Consider the following 23,938-nt stretch of genomic DNA (forward strand, 5'->3'; position numbering starts at 1 on the left):
GCTCGAAGGTGACTTACCGCCCGAATCCTATTCTTTCGTGCCGTCGACCAGCGTCTTCGCCATCATCATGTGAATGCCCTTGTTGCCGTTCACCGTCTGCGTGACGTGCAGGTCGCCAGCGAGGCTGCACAGCGTGTAGGCGTCCTCGCGCGACAGCCCGGCCTTGGCGACGAGAAGCTCGATCATGTCGCGCAGCGCCATCACCGCGCACTGGTCGAGGTCGGGGTCCATGCCCATCGTGATGTAGTGCGTCGGCGTCTCGGCCTGCGGATAGGTCAGCTGCATGTCGTCGCGCACCGTCAGGGTGAAGGTGCCCGCCAGCGCCGTCTCGATCGCGGTGATGCAGACCTCGCCGTCGCCTTGGGCGCCGTGGCCGTCGCCGCAGGAAAACAGCGCGCCCTCGTTGAAGATCGGCAGGTAGAGCGTGGTGCCGGCGACGAGCTCCTTGTTGTCGATGTTGCCGGCATGGGCGCGCGGCTGGATCGAGGAAATCCGACCCCAATGCGGAGGCGGCGCGAGGCCCATGACGCCGAAGAAGGGCGCGAGCGGCAGGTCGAGGCCCCAGGGCATCTTGCCGACATTCGTCTGCCGGTCGAGCGGGATATTCAGCTTGCGCATGGCGTCGAAGTCGTAGGGCAGGGTGCCGGCGAGCGGACGGATGACGTTGTAGCCCCAGTCCTGCCGCAGTTCGACCGCGTCGATCCGCACCTCCAGCACCTCGCCCGGCTGCGCCCCGTCTACCGCGACGGGGCCGGTGAGGAGGTGGCCCGGCATCTCCTGCTTCAGATGGCGGTGGATCTCGTGGAGCTCCGGCGGAACGTGGAAGCCCTCGCCGGGCAGCATGTCCGGGCCGCCAGAAACGGTGTCGATGGTGACCGTGTCGCCGCTGGCGATGGTCAGCACGGGCTCACGCTTCGGGTCGAAGAAGCCCCAGGCACAGGTGTCAGGCGAGGCGGGGAGGTGATGCTGCATGGCGGGGCCTTTTCGGCGCGCGGCGCCGGCGGAGCCGGCCACGGGCAGGGTCGATCAGGCGAGCTTACCGTCCGTGTGCAGCCGCACAAGCGGAAATGCCGGTGCGGTCTGGCGTCGCGGTGCTGATACGGGCTTTCTCGTCTCTCGTCTCTCGTCCTCGTCTCGGATCCGAACCCCCCTCTGCCTCCCGGCGTCTCCCCCTCGAGGAGGGAGATCACGCGGGTCGAAAGACACTGCGTGTTCGGAAACCGCCACTCGAGCGGATACGATGGGTCTGGCGCATGACCCGTGGTTCAAAACCCCTGATCGACCGCGGAAAAAAGCCGGCCGTCCTCCCCGCTGATCTCCCCCTCGAGGGGGGAGATGCCTGGCAAGGCAGAGAGGGGGTGTTGTCGGCAAGCCGCGCCGAAGAGCCTGAATCAAGAGACGATCGCCGCCGACACCGAGATCCATGCTCAGCAGCAGCAGCAGCAGCACCGCAGCTCCGCTGCTCGCTCAGGCAAACTGCGCGTCGTGCAGGCGGCGGTAGACGCCGCCGGTGCGGATCAGCTCGCCGTGGCTGCCTTCCTCGACGATGCCCTCGTGGCCGACGACGACGATGCGATCGGCGTTGCGGATGGTCGAGAGGCGATGGGCGATGACCAGCGTCGTGCGCCCCCGTGAAAGCTCGGCGAGCGCCGCCTGGATCGCCCGCTCGGTCTCGACGTCAAGCGCCGAGGTTGCCTCGTCGAGGATGAGGATCGGCGGGTTCTTCAGGAACATCCGCGCGATCGACACGCGCTGCTTCTGGCCGCCGGAGAGCTTGACGCCGCGCTCGCCGATCAGCGTGTCGAGCCCGTCCGGAAGTCGGGCGATGGTGTCCTCGAGATGGGCCCGGCGCGCCGCCTCCACGATTTCCGCCTCGCTCGCGCCGAGCCGGCCATAGGCGATGTTGTCGCGCAGCGTGCCGCCGAACAGGAAGACGTCCTGCTGCACGATGCCGATGTGCCGGCGCAGCGAGGCGAGCGTCATGTCGCGGATGTCGATTCCGTCGATGGTGATCGACCCTGCATCGACGTCGTAGAAGCGCGGGATCAGCGAGCAGATCGTGGTCTTGCCGGCGCCCGAGGGGCCAACAAAGGCCACCGTCTCGCCGGCGCGAACAGTGAGCGACACGCCCTGCAGCACCGGCTTGCCCGGCTGGTAGGCGAAGTCGACCCGATCGAAGCGGATATCGCCGGCGAGGTGGTCGACGGACTTGGCCGCCGGGCGGTCGACGATGTCGGGCTCGCTCGCCAGGAAGTCGACGTAGCGGCGGAAGCCGGCGATCCCTTTCGGATAGCTCTCGATCACCGATGCGATCTTCTCCACCGGCCGGAAAAAGACGCCGACGAGCAGCAGGAAGCCGATGAAGCCGCCGTTGGTCAGCGTGCCCTCGAGCACGAAGAAGGTGCCCGCCACCATCACCACGACCTGGGTCAGGCGCATCGAGAGGTAGTTGAGCGACAGGCTCGCCGACATGATGCGGTAGGCGTCGAGCTTGCGCAGCCGGTAGAGCCGGTTGTTCTCCGCGAACAGCCTGCGCTCGTGGTCCTCGTTGGCGAAGGCCTTGACCACTCGGATGCCGCCGACGCTCTCCTCGATCCGGGCGTTGAACTCCCCGATGCTGCCGTAGATCGCGTGCCAGGTGCGCGTCATCCGGTTGCCGTAGCGCGCGGTGAGGAAGGTGCCGAGCGGCACGATCGCACCGGTGATCAGCGCCAGCGGCACGTTGACCGAGAGCATCAGCAGGAACGCGCCGGCAAAGGTCATGATCGCGATGAACAGATCTTCCGGCCCGTGGTGGGCGACCTCGCCGATCTCTTCCAGATCCTTGGTCAGCCGGGCGACGAGGTGGCCGGTCTTGTGCTCGTCGAAATAGGCGAAGGAGAGCTTCTGGACGTGGTCGAAGGCGCGCCGCCGCATCTCGGTCTCGATGTTGATGCCGAGCATGTGGCCCCAGTAGTTCACCACCACCATCAGCCCGGTGTTCAGGAGATAGAGCGCCAGGAGCCCGGCGCAGGCGAGGAGGATCAACCCCCATTCGCGGCTCGGCAGGAGATGATCGACGAACCCGGCGACGGCCATCGGGAAGCCGAGCTCGAGCAGGCCGGCGAGCACCGCGCAGCCGAAGTCGAGCAGGAACAGGCCTCGATAAGGCCGGTAATAGGCAAAGAACTGCGACAGCATCCGATACGCCCGACAGTGCTCCGGCGCCGGCTGATGCCGCACCGCAGCGCTTCCTAAGCCTCGCGACGGACGCTGTCCATTTCCGCCAAGCGCTACTCCGCGGGCGTCGTGACGGGCAGCGCCGCGGCGGCGACAGCCGGCTTCTTCTTGCGCCACCACTTGCGATAGGCGCGCGGCTTCAGCGCGTAGGTCAGCTGGTCGAGGAGGCCCTTGCCCATGTCGTCGGTGACGCCGAGCGGCGCGTCGCAGGGCCCGGGCACGCGGAAGGTGCCGAAGGCGATGTCGAAGCAGGAGAAGACCGTCGCGTAGTTCGTGTCGAAGGCCCGCCGGTCGAGCGCGTGATGCCAGCGATGCATGGCCGGCGAGACGAAGATCCAGCGCACCGGCCCGTAGGTCCAGGGCAGGTCAGCATGGACGAAATAGCCGTAATAGTGCCGCACCAGCGCGTTGACGACGATGGCGTAGGGCGGCAGGCCGAGCAGCGCCAGAAAGGCGCCGTCGAGGATCGTGGTCGACAGCCGGTTGATGGGATGGAAGCGCGACAGAGTCGTCCAGGTCATCTCGGTGTCGCTGTGGTGGACGGCGTGCGACGGCCAGAGATAGCGCGTGTGCTCCAGCCGGTGGCGCCAGTAGCCGACGAAGTCGCCGGCGAAGACGGCGGCGAAGCCGACGAGCACCGCCGGCACGCCGCCCCAGGCCTCCGTGCCGATCAGCTGCAGTCCGTGCGCCTGCATCGTTTCGGTCATCGCCACCGCGAGGAGGGCGAGGATCGGCCCGACCAGCAGCGCATCGAAGAAGTGGATGAGAAGGTTGAGCCGGACCTCGTCGGCGGCGCGAAAGGCGTCGGCGACCGCCCGCCGACGTTTGGCGAGGAGCGCCACGCCGCCGAAGACGACGGTGGGGATGACGAGCATCAGGACCGCGTCGGACAGCGCGGCGGCGGCGTGGGCGAACGTGGCGGTGAGCGCGTCCATGGCGACGGTCCGAAGCGAGAGCGGCGGTCGCCGGCGACCATGCCGCGCAAGCATTTAGACTTTGTTAAGAAGCGGCCGCCACCGCGCCGGCCGCCGGCCGCTCAGCCGTTCCGAAGGTCCCAGTGCGCGTTGAGACGCAGGGCGAGGAGCGTCGCGACAGCGCCGGACAGGAGATAGGCGCCGGCGGCGATCAGGCCGAAATGGGTGGCCAGCAGCAGCGCGGCGAGCGGCGCGAAGCCGGCGCCGAACAGCCAGGCAAGATCGGACGTCACGGCCGAGCCGGTGTATCGGAAGGCCATCGAGAAGCTTGCGGCCACCGCGCCGGAGGACTGGCCGAAGGACAGGCCGAGCAGCACGAAGCCGGTCAGCATGAACAGGGTCTCGCCGGCGAGGCCGCCATCGAGGAGCTGCGGCGCGAAGCCGCTGAACACGGCGATCGCCACGGCGCAGCCCATCAGCAGCGTGCGGCGGCCGATCCGGTCGGCGAGGACGCCCGACAGGAGCACGGCGCCGGCGAAGGCCACCGCGCCGAGCGCCTCCACGGTCAGGAAGCGCGCCGGCTGATCGCGCGTGTAGAGAAAGATCCAGGAAAGCGGGAACACCGTCACCATGTGGAACAGCGCGAAGCTCGCGAGCGGGGCGAAGGCGCCGACGGCAACGTGCCGGCCTTCTTCGCGCAGCGTCGCACCGATGGTCGCCGGCTGCAGCTCCTTGGCCTGGAAGAGCCGTTCGTACTCCGGAGTCACCACGATGCGCAGCCGGGCGAACAGCGCCACGACGTTGATCGCGAAGGCGACGTAGAAGGGATAGCGCCAGCCCCAGTCGTAGAAGTCGTCCGTCGACAGGTTGGAAACGAAGAAGGCGAAGAGGGCGCTCGCGACGAGGAGGCCGATCGGCGCGCCGAGCTGCGGGATCATCGCGTACCAGCCCCGCCGGTTGTCCGGCACGTTGAGCGCGAGCAGCGAGGCGAGCCCGTCCCAGGCGCCGGCGAGCGCCAGCCCCTGCATGATCCGCAGCGCCATCAGCACGACGGCCGCCCAGTCGCCGATCGACTCGTAGCTCGGCAGGAACCCCATCGCCACTGTCGAGGAGCCGAGCAGGAACAGCGCGAGCGTCAGCTTGGTGCCTTTGCCGTAGGCGCGGTCGATCGCCATGAAGATCGCCGAGCCAAACGGCCGGGCGGCGAAGGCGAGGGCGAAGATGCCGAAGGAGTAGAGCGTACCGGTGAGCGGGTCGGCGTAGGGGAAGACCAGCTTCGGGAACACGATCACCGAGGCGATGGCGTAGACGAAGAAGTCGAAGAACTCGGAGGTGCGCCCGATGATCACGCCGACCGCGATGTCGGACGGATTGACGTGGTCGTGCGGGCCGCTGTTGACGACCCTGGCATCGTGCTCGGCCGTGGTTTCGCTCGGCATGGCTCTTCCCGGTGGGGCGCCGCAGCCACGCGCGCGCTGCGTCTGAGGGCATGGCGTGCGGTGCGGCAAGATGCTCGCCTAATGCCCGGCAACGGCCGGCGGGGGCATTGGGCAAATTGTCCAATGTCCTCTCCGAGCCGTCGGATGTAGCGGCTGCGGCTATGACAGCGCCACGCTCGAGATCGATGAAACGCCTTCGCCTCGCCCTGACCGCCATCCTGCTCGCGCCGCTCGCCGGCTGCAACATGGTCGTGCTCAATCCCTCCGGCGACGTCGCCATGCAGCAGCGCGACCTCGTCCTCATCTCCACCGGACTGATGCTGCTCGTCATCCTGCCGGTGATGGCGCTGACGGTGCTCTTCGCCTGGCGCTACCGCCAGTCGAACACGCAGGCCACCTACGATCCGGACTGGGACCACTCGACCAAGCTCGAGCTGGTGATCTGGGCCGTGCCGCTCCTGATCATCATCGCGCTCGGCGCCTTCACCTGGATGGGCACCCATCTCCTCGACCCCTACCGCCCGATCGGCCGCGTCGCCTCCGGCAAGCCCGTGGCGGCCGATCACTCGCCGCTCGAGGTCGACGTCGTGGCGCTCGACTGGAAGTGGCTGTTCATCCTGCCCGAATACGGCATCGCCACGGTGAACGAGCTCGCCGCGCCGGTGGACCGGCCGCTGCGCTTCCGCATCACCTCGTCCTCGGTGATGAACTCGTTCTACATCCCGGCGCTGGCCGGCCAGATCTACGCCATGCCGGGCATGGAGACGAAGCTGCACGCGGTGATCAACGAGCCCGGCGACTTCGTCGGCTTCTCCGCCCAGTACAGCGGACACGGCTTCTCCAAGATGCGCTTCCGCTTCCACGGGCTCGACCAGGCCGGCTTCGACCAGTGGGTGAACGAGGTGAAGCAGGCCGACGGGATGCTCGACCGTGCCACCTACCTGAAGCTCGAGCAGCCGAGCGAAGGCGATCCGGTGCGCCACTTCTCGGGCGTCGACCCCGAGCTCTTCGACGCGGTGGTCAACATGTGCCCGGAGCCCGGCAAGATGTGCATGGGCGAGATGATGGCGATCGACGCCAAGGGTGGCCTCGGCCTCGAGGGCATCCGCAACACGCTGCCGCTGACCTACGACAAGTATGCCCGCCGCGGCTCGGTGCTCGGGCCGGAGCCGCGGATGGTCGCCGGCATCTGTTCGCGCGCAGAGGCGATCGCCTCCGCCGACCGCAAGGATCCGCCGCTGCGCGACGCGTCGACCCCGCTGATCGGCCACGGCCTGCCGCGCCCCTTCGCCGATCCGCCGTCGACCGCGATGACGCTGTCTTCTGCCACCCCCCTCGACCTCGATGCGCTCTGAACCGTCCATGACCGAACCATCGATCCCGATCAGCCCGATCTTCGGGCGTCTGACCCTCGCAGCGCTGCCGCTGCACGAGCCGATCCTCGTCGTGACCTTCATCGCGGTCGCGCTGGGCGGAGCGGCCGTCGTCGGCGCGCTCACCTATTTCCGCCTCTGGGGCTATCTCTGGCGGGAGTGGTTCACCAGCGTCGACCACAAGAAGATCGGCATCATGTACATGGTGCTCGGCCTGGTCATGCTGCTGCGCGGCTTTTCCGACGCGCTGATGATGCGCCTGCAGCAGGCGATCGCCTTCGGCGGCTCGGACGGCTATCTGCCGGCCCATCACTACGACCAGGTCTTCACCGCGCACGGCGTGATCATGATCTTCTTCGTGGCGATGCCTTTCGTCACGGGCCTGATGAACTACGTCGTGCCGCTGCAGATCGGGGCGCGCGACGTCTCCTTCCCCTTCCTCAACAACTTCTCCTTCTGGATGACGACCGCGGGCGCCATCATCGTCATGATGTCGCTGTTCATCGGCGAGTTCGCACAGACCGGATGGCTGGCCTTCCCACCACTCTCCGGCCTCGGCGCCAGCCCCTATGTCGGGGTCGACTACTACATCTGGGCGCTGCAGGTCGCCGGCGTCGGCACGACGCTGTCGGGCATCAACCTCGTCTGCACCATCATCAAGATGCGTGCGCCCGGCATGAGCCTGATGAAGATGCCGGTCTTCACCTGGACCTCGCTCTGCACCAACATCCTGATCGTCGCATCCTTCCCGGTGCTGACGGCGGTGCTCGCGCTGCTCGGGCTCGACCGCTACGTCGGCACCAACTTCTTCACGAACGACTTCGGCGGCAACCCGATGATGTACGTGAACCTCATCTGGATCTGGGGTCACCCGGAGGTCTACATCCTGATCCTGCCGCTGTTCGGCGTCTTCTCGGAGGTCACCGCCACCTTCTCGGGCAAGAAGCTCTTCGGCTACACCTCGATGGTCTACGCCACGGTGGTGATCACCATCCTGTCCTATCTCGTCTGGCTGCACCACTTCTTCACGATGGGGTCGGGCGCGAGCGTGAACTCCTTCTTCGGCATCACGACGATGATCATCTCGATCCCGACGGGCGCCAAGATCTTCAACTGGCTGTTCACGATGTATCGCGGTCGCATCCGCTTCGAGCTGCCGATGATGTGGACGGTCGCCTTCATGCTGACCTTCGTGATCGGCGGGATGACCGGCGTGCTGCTCGCCGTGCCGCCGGCCGACTTCGTGCTCCACAACTCGCTGTTCCTGATCGCGCACTTCCACAACGTGATCATCGGCGGCGTGCTGTTCGGCCTCTTCGCGGCCATCGCCTACTGGTGGCCGAAGGCCTTCGGCTTCAAGCTCGATCCGTTCTGGGGCCACGTCTCGTTCTGGTGCTGGGTGGTCGGCTTCTGGTTCGCCTTCGCGCCGCTCTACGTGCTCGGGCTGATGGGCGTGACGCGGCGGATGCGGGTGTTCGACGACCCGTCGCTGCAGATCTGGTTCGTCATCGCCGCTTTCGGTGCGGTGCTGATCGCCTGCGGCATCGCCGCCTTCCTGATCCAGATCGCCGTCAGCATCCTGCGGCGCGACAGCCTGCGCGACGAGACCGGCGATCCGTGGGGCGGGCGCACGCTCGAGTGGGCGACCTCCTCGCCGCCGCCGGACTACAACTTCGCCTTCACCCCTGTGATCCACGACAACGACGCCTGGGCGGACATGAAGAAGCGCGGCTACGAGCGTCCGCTCACCGGCTTCCGGCCGATCCACATGCCGGCCAACACCGGCACCGGCGTGATCCTGTCGGGGCTCAGCATCGGCCTCGCCTTCGGCCTGATCTGGTACATCTGGTGGCTTGCGGGCCTCAGCTTCCTCGGCATCCTCGCCGTGTCGATCGCCCATACCTTCAACTATCACCGGGACTTCCACATTCCGGCGGACGAGGTCTCGCGCACCGAGGCCGAGCGCACCGCCCGGCTGGCCGCGGGAGTTCCGGCATGAGCGCGGTGACGCACGGGGTGGCCGACCCGGTCCGCTTCCATCTCGCCGAGGAGCCGCACCATCCCGATGGTGGCTCGACGATGCTCGGCTTCTGGATCTACCTGATGAGCGACTGCCTCATCTTCGCGATCCTGTTCGCCAGCTACGGCGTCATCGGCGGCAACTACGCCGCCGGACCGGCGCCGAAGGACCTGTTCGAGCTGCCGCTGGTGGCGGTCAACACGAGCTTCCTGCTCCTGTCGTCGATCACCTACGGCTTCGCGATGCTGGAGATGGCCCGCAACCGCCAGGGCGCGACGCTCGCCTGGCTCGCCGTGACCGGCCTCTTCGGCCTCGGCTTCCTGTCGATCGAGCTCTACGAGTTCGCCCATCTCATCGCCGAGGGCGCGACGCCCCAGCGCAGCGGCTTCCTGTCGGCCTTCTTCACGCTCGTCGGCACCCACGGCCTGCACGTCACCTTCGGCACGATCTGGCTGGTGACGCTGATGGTGCAGGTGTCGCGCCACGGGCTGATCGAGGCGAACCGCCGCCGCCTGATGTGCCTGTCGATGTTCTGGCACTTCCTCGACGTGATCTGGATCGGCGTCTTCACCTTCGTCTATCTGCTGGGAGTGCTGCGATGAGCGCCGCCACGACGCACGAGGCTAACCAGGGCGGCCGTCACGACCACCCGGGGCACGGAGAGCACGCAAACCACGGACACGACGAGCCGGCGCACGGCACGCTTGGCAGCTACCTCTGGGGCTTCGGCCTGTCGGTGCTGCTGACGGCGATCCCCTTCGCGCTGGTGATGGCCGATACCGGCCTGTCGGCCCGCCTCGTCGGCTTCCTCATCGTCGCGCTCGCGGCGGTGCAGGTGGTGGTCCACATGATCTTCTTCCTGCACATGAACCCGCGCTCGGAAGGCGGCTGGACCGCGCTGGCGCTGGTGTTCACGCTGATCGTCGTGGTGATCACGCTGAGCGGCACCCTCTGGGTCATGTATCACCTCAACGCCAACATGATGCCCGTTCATTCGATGAGCGACGGTCTGTGAGACGAGCCGGGGACGGGCAGGCGCTGCGACCCGGCCTGTTCCCCATCTTCAGCGGCCTGATGCTGCTCGGCGTCGCCATCTTCGTGACGCTCGGCGTCTGGCAGCTCGAGCGCCGGGTCTGGAAGCTCGACCTCATCGCCCGCGTCGACGGGCGGGTCGCCGCTGCGCCGGTCCCCGTGCCGCCGCCGTCGGCCTGGCCGACGCTGGAGCCCGCCGACGTCGAGTATCGCCACGTCCGGCTGCGCGGCCGCTTCGGCGAAGGCGAGGCGCTGGTGAAGGCGGTGACGGCCCTCGGTCCGGGCTGGTGGGTGATGGCCCCCTTCGTCACCGATGACGGCTTCACCGTGCTCGTCGACCGCGGCTTCGTGCCGAGCGAGGCACGGGACGAAGCCGCGGCACGCCGACCGCCGTCCGGAGACGCCACCGTGACCGGCCTGTTGCGACTCACCGAGCCGGGCGGTGCATTCCTGCGCAGCAACGATGCGGCGGCCGGCCGCTGGTACTCGCGCGACGTCGGCGCCATCGCCGCCGCGCTCGGCCTCGGCCGGGTGGCGCCGTTCTTCGTCGATGCGGAGGCGGCGCCCGATCCGCGGCCGGGCGACCCCGTCGGCGGGCTGACGGTGGTCGCCTTCCGCAACAGCCATCTCACCTACGCGCTGACCTGGTTCGGCCTTGCGCTCGGACTTCTCGCCGCGACGGTGGTGTTCATCCGCCACGAACTGCGACTGCGGCGCGCGGCGCCCGCAGCCGCCTTCGTCGGCGATGGCGCAGGCGAAGGAACCGGCCGATGGATGTGAGAGACAGGCCCGAGCGCGGCGCACCCGTCAGCGAGGCGGCCAGCCGGCAGAACCTCCTCCTGCTGACGCAGCTGCGCTGGATCGCCGCCGGCGGCCAGGTGGCGACGATCCTGTTCGTGCACGTCGTCCTCAGGATCCCGCTGCCGCTCGGCTGGATGGGCCTCGTGATCCTGCTCCTGCTCGGTCTGAACCTTCTCAGCCTCTGGCGCTGGCGGCAGGACTGGCCGGTGTCCAACAACGAGCTGCTCGCGCAGTTTCTCATGGACGTCGCGGCGCTGACGGCACAACTCTATCTCAGCGGCGGTGCGACCAACCCCTTCATCTCCCTGTTTCTGCTCCAGATCATCCTCAGCGCGGTGCTGCTCGAGGCGTGGTCGGCCTGGGTGCTCGTCGGCATCACCAGCCTGTGCTTCCTGGCGCTCATGGGCGAGACCTTTCCGCTCGACCGACCGCCTGGGCAAACGATCGGCGGCTCGCACCTTCAGATCGAGGGCATGTTCATCTGCTTTGCGCTGGCGGCTGGACTGCTCGTGTTCTTCATCAACAAGATCAACGGCAACCTGCGCCTGCGCGACCGGCGTCTCGCCGATCTTCGCCAGCAGGCGAGCGAGGAGGAGCACATCGTTCGCATGGGTCTGCTCGCCTCCGGCGCTGCGCATGAGCTCGGCACGCCGCTGGCGACCCTCTCGGTGATCCTCAACGACTGGCGCCAGATGCCGAGCTTCCGGAGCGACCCCGACATCGCGCAGGAGATGGCCGACATGCAGGGCGAGCTCGATCGCTGCAAGGCGATCGTCACCGGCATCCTCCTGTCCTCGGGCGAGGCACGCGGCGAGCAGGTGGTGCGCACGACGGTGCGCGCCTTCCTCGACGATCTCGTCTCGGAGTGGCGCCTTCGGCGCGCGCCCAGTCACGTCGTCTACGACAACGGCTTCGTGCCGGACCAGCCGATCTGGTCCGATCTGGCCCTGAAGCAGGTGATCCAGAGCCTGTTCGACAACGCCTTCGAGGCCTCGCCGCGGTGGATCGGCATCACCGCGCGGCGGCAGGACGAGCAGCTGGTCTTGACCGTGCGCGATCGTGGCCCAGGCTTCTCCGAGATCATGCTCTCCGAATTCGGCAAACCCTATCGATCGAGCAAGAATCGCGCCGGAAGCGGTCTCGGCCTCTTCCTCGTCGTGAACGTGATGCGCAAGCTCGGCGGTGCCGTGGCGGCCGGCAATCGCGCGGAGGGCGGCGCCGAGGTGACGCTGACGCTGCCGCTGCGGCGCCTTTCGGTGGAGGGGACGCATGGATCTTGAGCCGTCGCTGCTGATCGTCGAGGACGATCCGACCTTCGCACGCACGCTGCGCAAGTCGCTGGAGCGGCGTGGCTACGTCGTCACCGTATCGGCCGGCGTGGCGGAAGCCAGCGCGGCGCTCGCGCGCGATACGCCCGACTTCGCGGTGGTCGACCTCAAGCTCGCCGACGGCTCCGGGCTGGAATGCGTCAAGGCGCTGCACGCGCACGATCCGGACATGAAGATCGTCGTCCTCACCGGCTATGCGAGCATCGCGACGGCTGTCGAGGCGATCAAGCTCGGCGCCTGCCACTACCTCGCCAAGCCGTCCAACACCGACGACATCGAGGCGGCCTTCGCCAAGGGGGAGGGCGATACCGCGATCCCGCTGGCGACGCGATCGACCTCGATCAAGACGCTGGAATGGGAGCGGATCCACGAGGTGCTCGCCGAATGCGAGTTCAACATTTCGGAGGCCGCGCGCCGTCTCGGGATGCATCGGCGCACGCTCGCGCGCAAGCTCGGCAAAAGCCGGGTGTCCTGACCATCCGCACGAGGGCCGCAAGCTGGCGGATACCAAGGATCAGCTTCGTGTAAGGCTCAGTGATGCAATCAAGCGGAACATCGCCTAGATCCCGTAAGGACTTCGCATTCAAGATCATAATTAAAGGGAGGCAAACGATGCCGCAGCTGCTACCAGGTAACTCTCTCGGCTTCCTTCTCACCGACGCGAGCCGGCTGGCGCGGCAGGAAAGCGAGCGCTGCTTCAGCGAGGCCAACCTGCAGCTGACCTATGGCGAGATCCGCACGCTGGCGCACGCGGCGCGCTATCGCGGATCGCGCCAGGCGGCGCTTGCCGAGCGCATGGGGATCGAGCCGATGACCGTCTCGGCCTTCCTCGACAAGCTTGAGATGAAGGGGCTGGTGGAGCGCCAGGTCGACCCATCCGACCGCCGCGCGAAGATCGTCGTCGTCACCCAGCAGGCGGCGGTCATCTTCGACGAGATCCGGCCCGTGGTGCTGGCGATGTACGAGCGCATGGTTGCTGGCATCGACGACGCGGATCTCGACACAGCTCTCGATGTGCTGACCCGCATCCGACTGAACCTGACGACCGACCCGGCACTGGTGAACGACGACAGCACGACCCGCTGAGCCAGCGCCGGGCGGCCGATCCTGGCGGCTCCGCGCGGGCCTGCGGCCGCTGCTCTGCGCCGCGCGCGGCTCGGGGCGCCCGATTGTCGTCGCCGGCGCGGCCTGCGCTCGGCCGTTGCCCGGTCGGCAGCGCGGACCGGCTCACCCCGGTGCAAATATGCACAGCCGATGTCGAAACGTTGCCCGTCCCAGTGGGGCGGTGTGGCCCCCATCTGCCTCAGCGTCGGGACGCTCCGCATCTCCGGGACGAGATACGGCGCGGGACCGCGAGGCAGTGGATCAGCATCGGAGACACGTCATGAGTGATGCCATCATCGGATTCGGCGCCATCGGAAAAGCGCTCGCCGCAATGTTCGCCCGCAAGGGTATCGACGTCATGGTCGCCACCCGCCGGCCGCCGGAGACACATGCGGCCGAGGCGCGGTCGATCGGACCAGGCGTGCGCGCGGTGACGCTGGAGGAGGCGCTCGCGGCCGACACAATCCTGCTCGCCGTACCGTTCCGCGGCCACGTCGAAGTCGCCGCGGCCGCGTGCGATTGGCGGGGCAAGACGGTCATCGACGTGACCAACGGCTATGGCGTGCCGGAGGAGGAGCTCGGCGGTGCGTCGCCTGCCTCCGTCGTCGCACAGGCTTTTTCTGGCGCGCAACTGGTCAAGGCGTTCAATCATCTCCCCGCCCGGTTGCTTGCGCAGGATCCCTCGCGCGACGGCGGGCGCCGGGTCATCTTCGTGACGAGCGACGACGAGGCTGCCGCGGACACGGTCTGCGCGCTGGTCGAGCGGCTCGGCTTTGCGGCCATCAAGCTCGGCAAGCTCGATGAGGGCGGTGCACTGGTGCAGGGCCGCGGCAACAGCTGGGGCCGGCTGATCTTCAAGGACCTCGTCAAGTCCGACTGAGGCCGTCGGGCCGGGCCGCGGCGGTGCACCATGCGGATCCACGCCTGCGTCTTGCTCGGGCTGGTCCCGCGCATCGGGCGTCGGACTGGCGCCCCACCGGCGCAGGTGCCGCGAGGGCATCGCCGTCCAGCCAACGCCCCCGATCTCCGGACGAGGGCGCAGCCGACGGGATGATGCGCGCCCTCGTCCTCGTGCTCGCCGGGCAGGCGATCCTCGGTCCGCCGCAGCGCCGGAACCGGCGCCGTCATGCCCCTCCGCTGGCGACCGACCGCGATGGCCTGTCCGCGAACCGCCGGGATCGGGCGAAGCCGAGCTGCCGCTCGCGCGGGCCCGACGATGGAGCTGACGGTGGCCGCCATCGAGACCACCGAGGGTGCGGGGAGAAGCCGGAGATCGGCAAACCCGTGGCGTGTCACCAGACTTTCGGATATGCCCGTCTGGAGGCGACGGCTTGGCTTTGGCTTTGGCTTTGGCTGAGGCGTCACCGATACCGGCCGGATGGTCCGTTGCCGCGACGGGCGATGAGCCGCTCGATGACGGCCGCCGTCCGGCGAGAGCGTCCGCCTCGAATTTGGGGACCGGTCATGCCGATCGCACGCATCGACATTCCCCACGGCAAGCCCGCAGCCTATGGCAGGACGGTTGCGGATGTCGTCTACGAGACGCTGCGCGCCGTCCTGAACGTGCCCGAGAACGACCGCTTCCAGATCGTTTCGCAGCATCAGGTCGGGGATGGGCTCATCATCGACCCGACCTATCTCGGCATCGAGCGCAGCGCGGACGCGCTGATCGTGCAGATCACGCTGAGCGAGGGACGCAGCGTCGAGCTCAAGCAGGCCTTCTACAAGACGCTCGCCGACAATCTGCACGACCGGATCGGCCTCCGGCGCGAAGACCTCATGATCAACCTCGTCGAGGTGAAGAAGGAGAACTGGTCCTTCGGCAACGGCATCGCGCAATACGTCTGACGTCGTCGAAAACAGGCTGTCCGGGCGAGGCGTTGCCGGCGGGGCGGGGCATTGTTCCGTTCGGCTCAGGCCTGAACCATCGGCGGCGAGCGCCGCGCGGCCAGGGGCGTGAACGCCACGGTCGAGGCGCGGTACAAGGGCGGTGGGACGAGGTGCGGTGAAGCGTCGGCCTTGAGGTGGCGCTGCCTCATTGGGTAGCGCGTCCAGGCACCGGCAAGCGAGGAACTGCCGGGCAGTCCGGCTTCAGCCGGTGATGGACCGCGCGATCCTTCGGACGATGCCTTGCCGCTGAGACGGGATGGTCGCCGTGTCCCTGACCTGTCGATACGCGCCATTGCCTGGATCGAGATCCGCAGCCTGCCGTACGAGGTCGCTGGCGCGATCGCGAGCCACTATCGTGAGTTCCTGCGCCAGCTGGAATCGGGCTTCTGCATGGTCCGGATGCTGCTCGACGATCGTCTCCCACAACGCAGCGGACGCGACATGATCGCCCGCCTGACTGAGTGCGAGAGCGCGGTCGCACACCTCCTGAATCGGCGCCCGTCCATCTTTCGTGTGGACGACCCGGTCGGCGGGTTGGGTGCGGGCAAACAGCGAATCCATCGCGTGCCCGACTTCTTCATGCGTCAGCGATCCGGCCGCGACGAAGGGCTCGAGCGCATCGCGCATCAGCTTCTCGGTGCGAGGCGACGGGCTTGGATCGACGATGTCGAACGGCGGGATGAAGCAGCGGTCGATCACCTTCCGGAAGACGATGAAGATCAGGGCCGACGGCGCGTCGTAGGACTCGAGGCCCTTGATGAAAGAGAGGTGCGAGCCGAAGAAGTTGTTCGGGTCGTGCAGTGACTTGTCCGTCGGGACGATCTCGGCGTGGACGATCTCGTAGCCGTTGTAGGCAGCCAGCTGGTGCCAGAACTTCGGCGTGAGGTTGTTGAGGCCGTGGTTCTCGTAGCCGAAGATCGGGACGGCATGCCAGATCAGGCCGCCCACCTTCGTGACTTGGTGCGCGAAGCACATCAGACCGTGCGGCGCGATCAGGTGCTCGCTGGTGCCGCTGTTGAAGGTGACGTCGAAGGTGCCGTAGAGCGCGCGCGGGAACTCGAAGGCGTGGAAGTCGACATAGACCGTGTCCTCCCGATAATCCACGTCGAAGCAGGTGTAGTCGAAGCCCGCCGCTCGCAGAACTTCTGCGGCCGGGGTGATGCCATCGAAGCGCGCGGTGCTCTGGTATTCATCCCGCAGGCTGGCGTTGATCTGCCCCATCTGGCTGGCGGCGAAGTCCTGCGATCCGCAGTCGCCGAGCCGCGCGCCGGGCGCCACGCCGAAGCGCTTGAGCTTCGTGAGCAAGTCACCGCCGAACCCCATGCTCCACCTCCCCGAACCCCCAGTCATCCTTAGGCTTAAATCGACCTCGGGCGGTCTGCAACCGCTGCGCTCCGGGGCGATCGGAAAAGACGCATAGCGGATGTCGATGCGAGGGCGGTCCGCAGGCAAGGGAACTGACAGGGCCGCCGGTCGCCTCGATCCGCCACGAGATCCGCCGATGAACCGTGGCCGGTACGGGGTCGGATTGGCGTCGGCTGTCCGAGACGTTCGCACCAAGACCACCGGAGGGCCGCGTGGGCGCCGCTCGGTCATCGCCTTGCGCCGGTTTGAAGCCTGCTTGCGAACGGCCATCGGGGCGCTGCCGGTCTCTGCAGTCCTGCCGGCTCTGGTGGACGCAGGCGCGGGGAGTTCGGCGTCTTGCACAGCAGAGGAACGGCGAGGCTCCACCGGCCCCCTTTCTCCCTGATCGACCAGCTGTGTTCAAGCCGCGTCCCGCCGCGCGGCGTTCCGTTCAGCAGGGCAGAGATGAAGCGTCGCTTTCGGAATGGCGGAGAGGATGGGATTCGAACCCACGATACGCTTTTGACGTATACTCCCTTAGCAGGGGAGCGCCTTCGACCACTCGGCCACCTCTCCGGTCGGGCCTTCCTACCAGAAGAAGGGCGGATTTCAAGCCGTTCGGCGTAAGGGCGCGCAACGGACGGCGGAGCGACCACGAATGGCGTGGGGGTCGGCGGCGGGCCATCGCCACGATGGATTTACCAATCCTCCGCAAGGTTCGGCACGTGTGCTTGTGACCGGGTTAACCCTTCGTTAAATGTCGCAAAAGCCTGTCAAGCGAATTGTGACGTCGTCCGCGCACCGGACTGGATTGGACCTCGATGAAGCGCCGCGCTCTCCTGACCCTCGCCGTCTGCATCGCCCTCTTCGGCGCGATCCTGGCCGGTTACTGGGACATGCTCAGCTCCGAACGCATGAAGGTTCTGCGGAAGGACGAAGCGGATGGCGGTGCGGTGGTCTCGCGCACCGCGGCCGATGCGAAGGGCGCATCCGCGCCGACCGCCGCACCCGCGTCCCCGCCCGGCGAGCGGCAGGCATCGACCTCGGTCGAGCCGGCACCGACCGCATCCGCGGGCCAGTCGCCCGCGCCGGCACAGTCGACCGCCTCCGGGTCGCAACCGGCCGCTGGGTCCTCTTCGGACCCGAGCGCTGTGGCCGCCGCGCCTGACGCTTCGGCGGCGTCGGACTCCGCAGCCGATGCGGGCGGCGGGCCCGCGACCGAGGATCTGGCGGCAGCGCCGCAGCCGGAGGCTGCCGGGGCCGGTGCCGACGCGCACGAGAGGCTGCCGCGCGCGGAAGCGGACGGCGAGGCCGGCGCCGGCGCCACGGGCGCGCGCGAAACCGCTGCGGGCGCGGCTCTGCCGGATCACCCGCCGCGGCCCGCAGACGCCGCCACTCCGGCCGAGGCCACGTCGCCCGACCGCCCGGCGATGGTGGCTCGGCGTGAGGCGCCCGCGACGCCGGAAGCGGGGCGCACCGCACCGGGGCCGGGGGACGCCCACGACGAGACCGCCGCCCGCGAACTGCCACGCACGCCTGGCAAAGCCGGTGCCGACCCGCAACGGCCGCATTTCGACCTCCTGCGCGTCGAGCCCGACGGCTCGACGGTGCTCGCGGGTCGCGGTCCGGCCCATGCCCGCATCGCTCTCACCGATGGCACGCGCGAACTCGGCAGCGACACGGCCAACGCCAGCGGCGAGTTCGTGGTGGTGCTCGGCGATCGTCTGCCGGCCGGGACGCACTCCCTTCAGTTGGAGGCAACGACACCGGAGGGGCGCCGGACGCGCTCCGAGGAGACGGCGGTGGTGGACGTGCCGGCGCGCGGCCACGAAGCGGATCTCCTCGCGATGATCGAGGCACCGAACCAGCCCTCCCGCCTGATCACACTGCCCGAGCAGCGCGATCAGGGGACGCCGTCCGCGGCTTCCCCGGACCGGCCGGCCGACATACGGGCGGGCGCGGGTTCGTCAGCCTCCTTGAAGGACGCAGCGCGCGGCAACGCCAACCCGCAGGCGGCGGAACTGGCGCCCGCCGCGCCGCCCGCCGCGAATGCCGAGGCGACGCCGCCGGATGCGGCCCTGCCGCGCACCAAGACCGGCCCGGCCGGTGCCGCGTCGGACGCGCAGACGCTGCCACGGGCGGCGGACGTCGCGGTGGAGGCCGTCGAGATCGAGAACGACACGGTCTATATCGCCGGCCGCGCGCCCGCGTCCGCCAAGGTGCGCATCTATGTCGACGACGTCTATCTCGCCGAGACGCCGGCCACTGACGCCTCGCGCTTCCTGATCAGCCGAACGCTGCCGCTGACCGTCGGGCGCCACCGCATCCGGGCCGACGCGATCGGTGCCGGTGGCACGGTGCTCGCCCGTGCGGAGGTGCCGTTCATGCGGCCGGAGGGCGAGCGCATGTCGGCGATCGCACCCGCGCCGAAGACCCTCGCATTGCCGGCGACGCCCGACGCCGCAGCCTCCAAGCCCGAGCCGCAGGACGAGACGGCCAAGGCGCTGCCGCGCACGCCCGCGGCAGGGACGGAGGCGACGCCGCCGCAGCGGGCCGCAGCGGGGCAGCCTGCGGCGGGCGGTGATCCGGCCGCGCCGGCGTCCGCCTCTGCCGCTGCCGCTGCCGCTGCGGCTGCGTCCGCCCCACCAACGGCTGCCGAGCAGTCTGAGGCACCCGCCGCGACTCCACCGCCGCCCGCCCGGCCGGAGCTCGATCGTCTGGCGACCGCCGCCTATGACGGGCGCGGTGCAGGGGAGGGTGTGCCCGACGGCCGGAAGCCGAGCGGCGCTGAGGCTCCCGCGCCGGAACGTGCGACACCCGACGGCGAGGCCGCGCCCGGCCTAGCCGGTGCGCCGCCCGACGGGGCGGGAGCCGTGGTGTCCGGCCAGGACAACTCCCTCGGCGAATCCGGCGGCGTTGCAACGCTGGAGCAGCCGGCCCTGGTGCCGGGCGGCGGGCGCGTCATCATCCGCAAGGGCGACACGCTCTGGCGCATCTCGCGCGACACCTACGGCCTCGGCCGCCGCTACACGGTGATCTACCTTGCCAATGGCGACCAGATCCGCGATCCGCACTGGATCTATCCCGGCCAGGTGTTCCGCATGCCGGCCAGCGGGGGTGCGGAAAGCGGCGCCGATGGCGCGGTTGCGGTGGAATAGAGCGCCATTCCCCTGTAAGCCTCCGCTCGAACGACTCCCGCCGGGGGCTGCGGCTGCGGCTGCGGCGGGATCGAAGACGACGGCAGGACGGCTTGGCCAAGACACCGAAGAAGACCGTATCGGGCGAGAGCGGCGCGACCGTCTCGACCCTCGCGAACCTGTGGCCCTACATGTGGCCGGCCGACCGGCCGGACCTCAGGATGCGGGTGCTCTGGGCGAGCCTCTTCCTGGTGCTCGCCAAGCTCCTCACCGTCGCGATCCCGTACTTCTTCAAATGGGCGACGGACGCGCTCGATGGCGCCAACAGCGCGCGCGACGTGCTGCCGCTGATCATCACCGGCGCGGTGACGCTCGTCGTCGCCTACAACATCGCCCGCATCGTCTCGGTGGCGCTCAACCAGCTGCGCGACGCGCTGTTTGCGAGCGTCGGGCAGTATGCGGTGCGCAGGCTCGCCTTCCGCACCTTCGTCCACATGCACGTCCTGTCGCTGCGCTATCACCTGGAGCGGCGCACCGGCGGCCTGTCGCGCATCATCGAGCGCGGCACCAAGGGCATCGAGACGATCGTCCGGTTCACCATCCTCAACACCGTGCCGACGATCCTCGAATTCGCCCTGACGGCGGTGATCCTCGGCGTCTCCTACGGCATCTGGTACCTCGTCGTCGTGGCCGTGACGGTGTGGCTCTACGGCTGGTTCACCATCCGGGCGAGCGACTGGCGCATCGGCATCCGCCGCGAGATGAACGATTCGGACAACGAGGCGAACACCAAGGCGATCGATTCGCTCCTCAACTTCGAGACCGTGAAGTATTTCGGCAACGAGGGCATGGAGGCCGAGCGCTTCGACCGCTCGATGGCGCGCTACGAGGTGGCGGCGACGCGGATCTGGACCTCGCTCGGCTGGCTGAACTTCGGCCAGGGCGTCATCTTCTCCGCCGGCATGGCGCTCGCCATGGTGATGTCGGCGCTCGAGGTGCGGGCCGGCACGCAGACGCTCGGCGACTTCGTCTTCATCAACGCCATGCTGATGCAGCTCTCGGTGCCGCTGAACTTCATCGGCTTCGTCTACCGCGAGATCCGCCAGGGCCTGACCGACCTCGAGCAGATGTTCGACATCCTCGAGGTGCCGCAGGAGGTGCAGGACCGGCCGGACGCGACGGACCTCGTCGTCACTGACGGCGCCATCCGCTTCGAGGATGTGCGCTTCGCCTATGAGGCGAACCGGCAGATCCTGAAGGGGATCAGCTTCGAGGTGCCGCCCGGCAAGTCGGTGGCGATCGTCGGACCGTCCGGCGCCGGCAAGTCGACCATCTCGCGGCTCCTGTTCCGCTTCTACGACGTGACCTCGGGTCGCATCACCATCGATGGCCAGGACATCGCCGAACGCCGGCAGGAGAGCGTGCGCGCGGCGATCGGCATCGTGCCGCAGGATACGGTGCTGTTCAACGACACGATCGCCTACAACATCCGCTACGGGCGGGTGGACGCGGCGGACGGGGACGTGCGGGCGGCGGCGGAACTGGCGCAGATCGGCCCGTTCATCGAACAGCTGCCCGAAGGCTTCGATACGATGGTCGGCGAGCGCGGCCTGAAGCTGTCGGGCGGCGAGAAGCAGCGCGTCGCCATTGCGCGCACCATCCTGAAGGCGCCGCCGATCCTCGTCCTCGACGAGGCGACCTCGGCGCTCGACACCCACACCGAGCAGGAGATCCAGTCGGCGCTCGACCAGGTGTCGAAGAACCGCACGACGCTGACGATCGCCCACCGGTTGTCCACCATCATCGGCGCCGACGAGATCATCGTCCTGCGCGCCGGCGAGATCGTCGAGCGCGGGGCGCATGCCGAGCTCCTCGCCAAGGGTGGACTCTACGCCGAGATGTGGGCGATGCAGCGCGAGGCGAGCGAGGCGGAGGAGGCGCTGCGCCGCGCCCGCCAGTCCGACGCGCTCGGCGTCATCGAACGGCGGCGGCCGGAGAACGTCACCTGACGGCACGGCTTGTGACGGACGCGCTCACGTCCTAAGCCGACCCGATCGGGAACCAGAACCATCGGAGACGTTTTCGCGGACATGCATATCTTCCAGTCGATCCGCAACGTTCTCGTCCCGGTGCACCGCGCCGGCTGGCCCTTCGTCGCGGCGTTCTTCGTCGCCGCCGTCGTCCTCGGCTTCCTCTGGCAGCCGCTGTTCTGGATCCTGTTGATCCTCACCGGCTGGTGCGCCTATTTCTTCCGCGATCCCGAGCGCGTCACGCCGATGGCCGACCATCTCGTCGTCAGCCCGGCCGACGGCCGCGTGTCGCTGGTCGGCCACGTCGTGCCGCCGAAGGAGCTCGAACTCGGCTTCGAGCCGATGCTGCGCATCTCGGTCTTCATGGACGTCTTCAGCTGCCATGTGAACCGCGCTCCGATGCGCGGCCGGATCGCGCGCATGGCCTACCGCGAGGGCGAGTTCAAGAATGCCGAGCTCGACAAGGCGAGCGAGGTGAACGAGCGCAACTCCATCGTCATCGACGGGCCGAAGGGCGAATTCGGCGTCGTCCAGATCGCCGGGCTCGTCGCGCGGCGGATCGTGCCGTTCGTGGCACGCGGTGACCGGATCGAGGCGGGCGAGCGCATCGGCCTGATCCGCTTCGGATCGCGCCTCGACGTCTACCTGCCCGATGGCTGCAAGCCGCGCGTTTCCGAGGGCCAGATGGCCATTGCCGGCGAAACCGTGATCGCCGAGTTCGGCGAAAGCCTGGCCACGTGGCCGGCGCGGCGCGACTGATGGGCGGGCCGATCGTCCAGCCGGAGCCGGAGGAGGACGAGACGGCGCAGGACGCCAGTGTCCAGCCGCGCGCCTGGATCCCGTTCCGCCAGATCGTGCCGAACCTCATCACGATCCTCGCCATCTGCGCGGGGATGACCGGGATTCGGCTCGCCTTCGAGGGACGGTTCGAGCTCGCCGTCCTGATGATTCTCGGCGCCGCCTTCCTCGACGGGATCGACGGGCGCATCGCGCGGATGCTGAAGGGCCAGAGCCGCTTCGGCGCCGAGATGGATTCGCTCGCCGACATCGTCAACTTCGGCGTTGCGCCGGGGCTCGTGCTCTACGCCTACACGCTGCACGAGGCGGGCGCCTTCGGCTGGATCGCCGCGCTCCTCTACGCCACCACCTGCGCGCTGCGCCTCGCCCGCTTCAACACGATGCTGGACGACCCGAACCGGCCGAAGTGGCAGACGGCCTACTTCGTCGGCGTGCCGGCACCCGCCGGCGCCGGCCTTGCGCTGTTTCCCGCCTATCTCGGCTTCGTCGGCCCGGACACCGGCTATCCCCAGCTCAGCGCCGGCTTCTCCGCAGTCTATCTCGTGGTCATCGGCGGGCTGATGGCGAGCCAGATCCCGACCTGGTCGGGCAAGACGATCGCGGTGCGGGTTCGCCGGGACTACGTCGCGCCGGTGATCCTGGTGCTTGTCGCCTATGTCGCGCTGCTGTCGAGCTACCTCTGGCAGACGCTGGTCTTCACCGGATTGGCCTATCTCGTGTCGATCGGCTTCTCGGTGCGGTCCTATCGCCGGCGAGCGCGCAAGGAGGCGATGGCGCTCGACGGCGACTGACGGGAGCAGGGACGCCGCATCTATTGCCGGCGCGTCCGGGCGTCCCAGCCGACAAGGGCAAGCTCGCTCACAGCCTCCAGCTCTGCTCGGCTCGCCCCGTCGCGGGCGAGAATCGACATGCCGTTCTGGACGGTCTGGACGAAACGGGCGAGGGAGTGGACGTCGGTCGACGCGGGCACTTCGCCGTCCGCCACGGCCCGGTCTATCCGCACGGTCAGCCGTTCGAGCGTCACGGCGCGACTGGCGCGCACCAGCTCTCCAAGTTCGGCATAGCCCTCGCTGGCGACGGTCGACAGCGTGACCATGCAGCCAAGCGGCGCGTCGATCACGCAGCCCGTCAACACGGCGGCCGAATCCATGAGGAAAGCTTCGATGGCCCCTCGCGCGGTCGGCGCAGCGGAGAACCGCTCCCAGACATGATGCTCGTTCGTCGTCTGGTAGTGCCCCAACGCCTCGGCGTAGAGCGCCTCCTTCGAACCGAACGCAGCGTATAGGCTCGGTCCACCGATACCCATCCTCCCGGTGAGGTCGGCGATCGAAGTTGCCTCGTAGCCCTTTTCCCAGAACAGGCGCATGGCCTGGTCCAGCGCGGCCTGACGGTCGAACGCGCGCGGCCGACCGCGCGCACGAGCCGGCCTGCTGGGCTCCCGGTCACTCTCATCATCTTTTTGCATCGGTCACTACATAAGCCGTTGACGGCCGCGAGCAAGTCGACGAT

General features: G+C 68.3%; 20 protein-coding genes and 1 tRNA gene. 14 read left to right on the forward strand and 7 right to left on the reverse strand.

All coding sequences use genetic code 11. The annotated features are described in order from the left end of the window. Positions 1-27: 27 nt before the first annotated feature. The 4 genes from NPA30_RS03940 to NPA30_RS03955 form a co-directional block, all read right to left on the reverse strand. A complete protein-coding gene (locus NPA30_RS03940; RefSeq protein WP_256801059.1) occupies positions 28-972 on the reverse strand; it encodes an acetamidase/formamidase family protein in 945 nt (314 codons plus the stop codon). 495 nt (positions 973-1,467) lie between these two features. Beyond that, positions 1,468-3,180 carry an ABC transporter ATP-binding protein gene (locus NPA30_RS03945; RefSeq protein WP_256801060.1) on the reverse strand — a complete coding sequence of 571 codons (1,713 nt, stop codon included), beginning with the start codon at positions 3,178-3,180 and terminating at the stop codon, positions 1,468-1,470. 92 nt (positions 3,181-3,272) lie between these two features. After that, the gene (locus NPA30_RS03950; RefSeq protein ID WP_256801061.1) at positions 3,273-4,154 is read right to left on the reverse strand and encodes a sterol desaturase family protein; all 882 of its coding nucleotides are present in this window, start codon (positions 4,152-4,154) and stop codon (positions 3,273-3,275) included. A gap of 101 nt (positions 4,155-4,255) precedes the next feature. Further along, positions 4,256-5,572 carry an MFS transporter gene (locus NPA30_RS03955; RefSeq protein ID WP_256801062.1) on the reverse strand — a complete coding sequence of 439 codons (1,317 nt, stop codon included), beginning with the start codon at positions 5,570-5,572 and terminating at the stop codon, positions 4,256-4,258. Between the two features lie 185 nt (positions 5,573-5,757). Here NPA30_RS03955 and cyoA point away from each other — a divergent pair, with 185 nt between their 5' ends. From cyoA to NPA30_RS04005, 10 genes are all read left to right on the forward strand, one after another. Beyond that, positions 5,758-6,927, forward strand: coding sequence for a ubiquinol oxidase subunit II (gene cyoA / locus NPA30_RS03960; RefSeq protein WP_256801063.1), 1,170 nt, complete (start codon positions 5,758-5,760; stop codon positions 6,925-6,927). A 7-nt stretch (positions 6,928-6,934) separates the two neighbouring features. Next, a complete protein-coding gene (cyoB, locus tag NPA30_RS03965) occupies positions 6,935-8,944 on the forward strand; it encodes a cytochrome o ubiquinol oxidase subunit I (RefSeq protein WP_256801064.1) in 2,010 nt (669 codons plus the stop codon). Further along, on the forward strand, positions 8,941-9,567 hold the full coding sequence (cyoC, locus tag NPA30_RS03970; RefSeq protein WP_256801065.1) for a cytochrome o ubiquinol oxidase subunit III: 627 nt from the start codon (positions 8,941-8,943) through the stop codon (positions 9,565-9,567). The genes cyoB and cyoC overlap by 4 nt, the downstream gene beginning before the upstream one ends. Then, positions 9,564-9,980 carry a cytochrome o ubiquinol oxidase subunit IV gene (cyoD, locus tag NPA30_RS03975; protein WP_256801066.1) on the forward strand — a complete coding sequence of 139 codons (417 nt, stop codon included), beginning with the start codon at positions 9,564-9,566 and terminating at the stop codon, positions 9,978-9,980. Before cyoC ends, cyoD begins: the two co-directional genes overlap by 4 nt. Beyond that, positions 9,977-10,777, forward strand: a complete 801-nt coding sequence (locus NPA30_RS03980) for an SURF1 family protein (protein WP_372338737.1) — start codon at positions 9,977-9,979, stop codon at positions 10,775-10,777. The genes cyoD and NPA30_RS03980 overlap by 4 nt, the downstream gene beginning before the upstream one ends. Further along, positions 10,768-12,078 (forward strand): ATP-binding protein, encoded by a 1,311-nt coding sequence (locus NPA30_RS03985; protein WP_256801067.1) that lies wholly within the window; start codon positions 10,768-10,770, stop codon positions 12,076-12,078. Before NPA30_RS03980 ends, NPA30_RS03985 begins: the two co-directional genes overlap by 10 nt. Next, positions 12,068-12,601 (forward strand): response regulator transcription factor, encoded by a 534-nt coding sequence (locus tag NPA30_RS03990; RefSeq protein WP_256801068.1) that lies wholly within the window; start codon positions 12,068-12,070, stop codon positions 12,599-12,601. Before NPA30_RS03985 ends, NPA30_RS03990 begins: the two co-directional genes overlap by 11 nt. Positions 12,602-12,738: 137 nt before the next feature. Beyond that, positions 12,739-13,212 carry a MarR family winged helix-turn-helix transcriptional regulator gene (locus tag NPA30_RS03995; RefSeq protein ID WP_256801069.1) on the forward strand — a complete coding sequence of 158 codons (474 nt, stop codon included), beginning with the start codon at positions 12,739-12,741 and terminating at the stop codon, positions 13,210-13,212. 274 nt (positions 13,213-13,486) lie between these two features. Further along, positions 13,487-14,110, forward strand: a complete 624-nt coding sequence (locus tag NPA30_RS04000; protein WP_372338738.1) for an NADPH-dependent F420 reductase — start codon at positions 13,487-13,489, stop codon at positions 14,108-14,110. A gap of 584 nt (positions 14,111-14,694) precedes the next feature. Further along, a complete protein-coding gene (locus NPA30_RS04005; protein ID WP_256801070.1) occupies positions 14,695-15,078 on the forward strand; it encodes a tautomerase family protein in 384 nt (127 codons plus the stop codon). 243 nt (positions 15,079-15,321) lie between these two features. Here NPA30_RS04005 and NPA30_RS04010 read toward each other — a convergent pair whose 3' ends face one another. Together NPA30_RS04010 and NPA30_RS04015 are read right to left on the reverse strand one after the other, a co-directional pair. After that, the gene (locus tag NPA30_RS04010; RefSeq protein ID WP_256801071.1) at positions 15,322-16,755 is read right to left on the reverse strand and encodes a hypothetical protein; all 1,434 of its coding nucleotides are present in this window, start codon (positions 16,753-16,755) and stop codon (positions 15,322-15,324) included. A gap of 194 nt (positions 16,756-16,949) precedes the next feature. Next, positions 16,950-17,040 (reverse strand) — tRNA-Ser (locus NPA30_RS04015). 245 nt (positions 17,041-17,285) lie between these two features. Between NPA30_RS04015 and NPA30_RS04020 the strand changes: the two genes are divergently transcribed. The 4 genes from NPA30_RS04020 (at position 17,286) to NPA30_RS04035 (ending at position 23,220) form a co-directional block, all read left to right on the forward strand. Then, positions 17,286-19,622, forward strand: a complete 2,337-nt coding sequence (locus tag NPA30_RS04020; RefSeq protein ID WP_256801072.1) for a LysM peptidoglycan-binding domain-containing protein — start codon at positions 17,286-17,288, stop codon at positions 19,620-19,622. A 92-nt stretch (positions 19,623-19,714) separates the two neighbouring features. Continuing rightward, the gene (locus tag NPA30_RS04025) at positions 19,715-21,610 is read left to right on the forward strand and encodes an ABCB family ABC transporter ATP-binding protein/permease (protein WP_306228687.1); all 1,896 of its coding nucleotides are present in this window, start codon (positions 19,715-19,717) and stop codon (positions 21,608-21,610) included. Between the two features lie 81 nt (positions 21,611-21,691). Next, a complete protein-coding gene (locus NPA30_RS04030) occupies positions 21,692-22,390 on the forward strand; it encodes a phosphatidylserine decarboxylase (RefSeq protein ID WP_256801073.1) in 699 nt (232 codons plus the stop codon). Beyond that, the gene (locus NPA30_RS04035) at positions 22,390-23,220 is read left to right on the forward strand and encodes a CDP-alcohol phosphatidyltransferase family protein (protein ID WP_256801074.1); all 831 of its coding nucleotides are present in this window, start codon (positions 22,390-22,392) and stop codon (positions 23,218-23,220) included. Before NPA30_RS04030 ends, NPA30_RS04035 begins: the two co-directional genes overlap by 1 nt. A gap of 20 nt (positions 23,221-23,240) precedes the next feature. Here NPA30_RS04035 and NPA30_RS04040 read toward each other — a convergent pair whose 3' ends face one another. After that, positions 23,241-23,894: a TetR/AcrR family transcriptional regulator gene (locus NPA30_RS04040; protein ID WP_256801075.1), complete on the reverse strand. Its 654-nt coding sequence runs from the start codon at positions 23,892-23,894 to the stop codon at positions 23,241-23,243. Positions 23,895-23,938: the final 44 nt, after the last annotated feature.

It is taken from the genome of Mangrovibrevibacter kandeliae (genome assembly GCF_024519155.1).
Taxonomy (GTDB): Bacteria; Pseudomonadota; Alphaproteobacteria; order Rhizobiales; family Rhizobiaceae; genus Mangrovibrevibacter; species Mangrovibrevibacter kandeliae.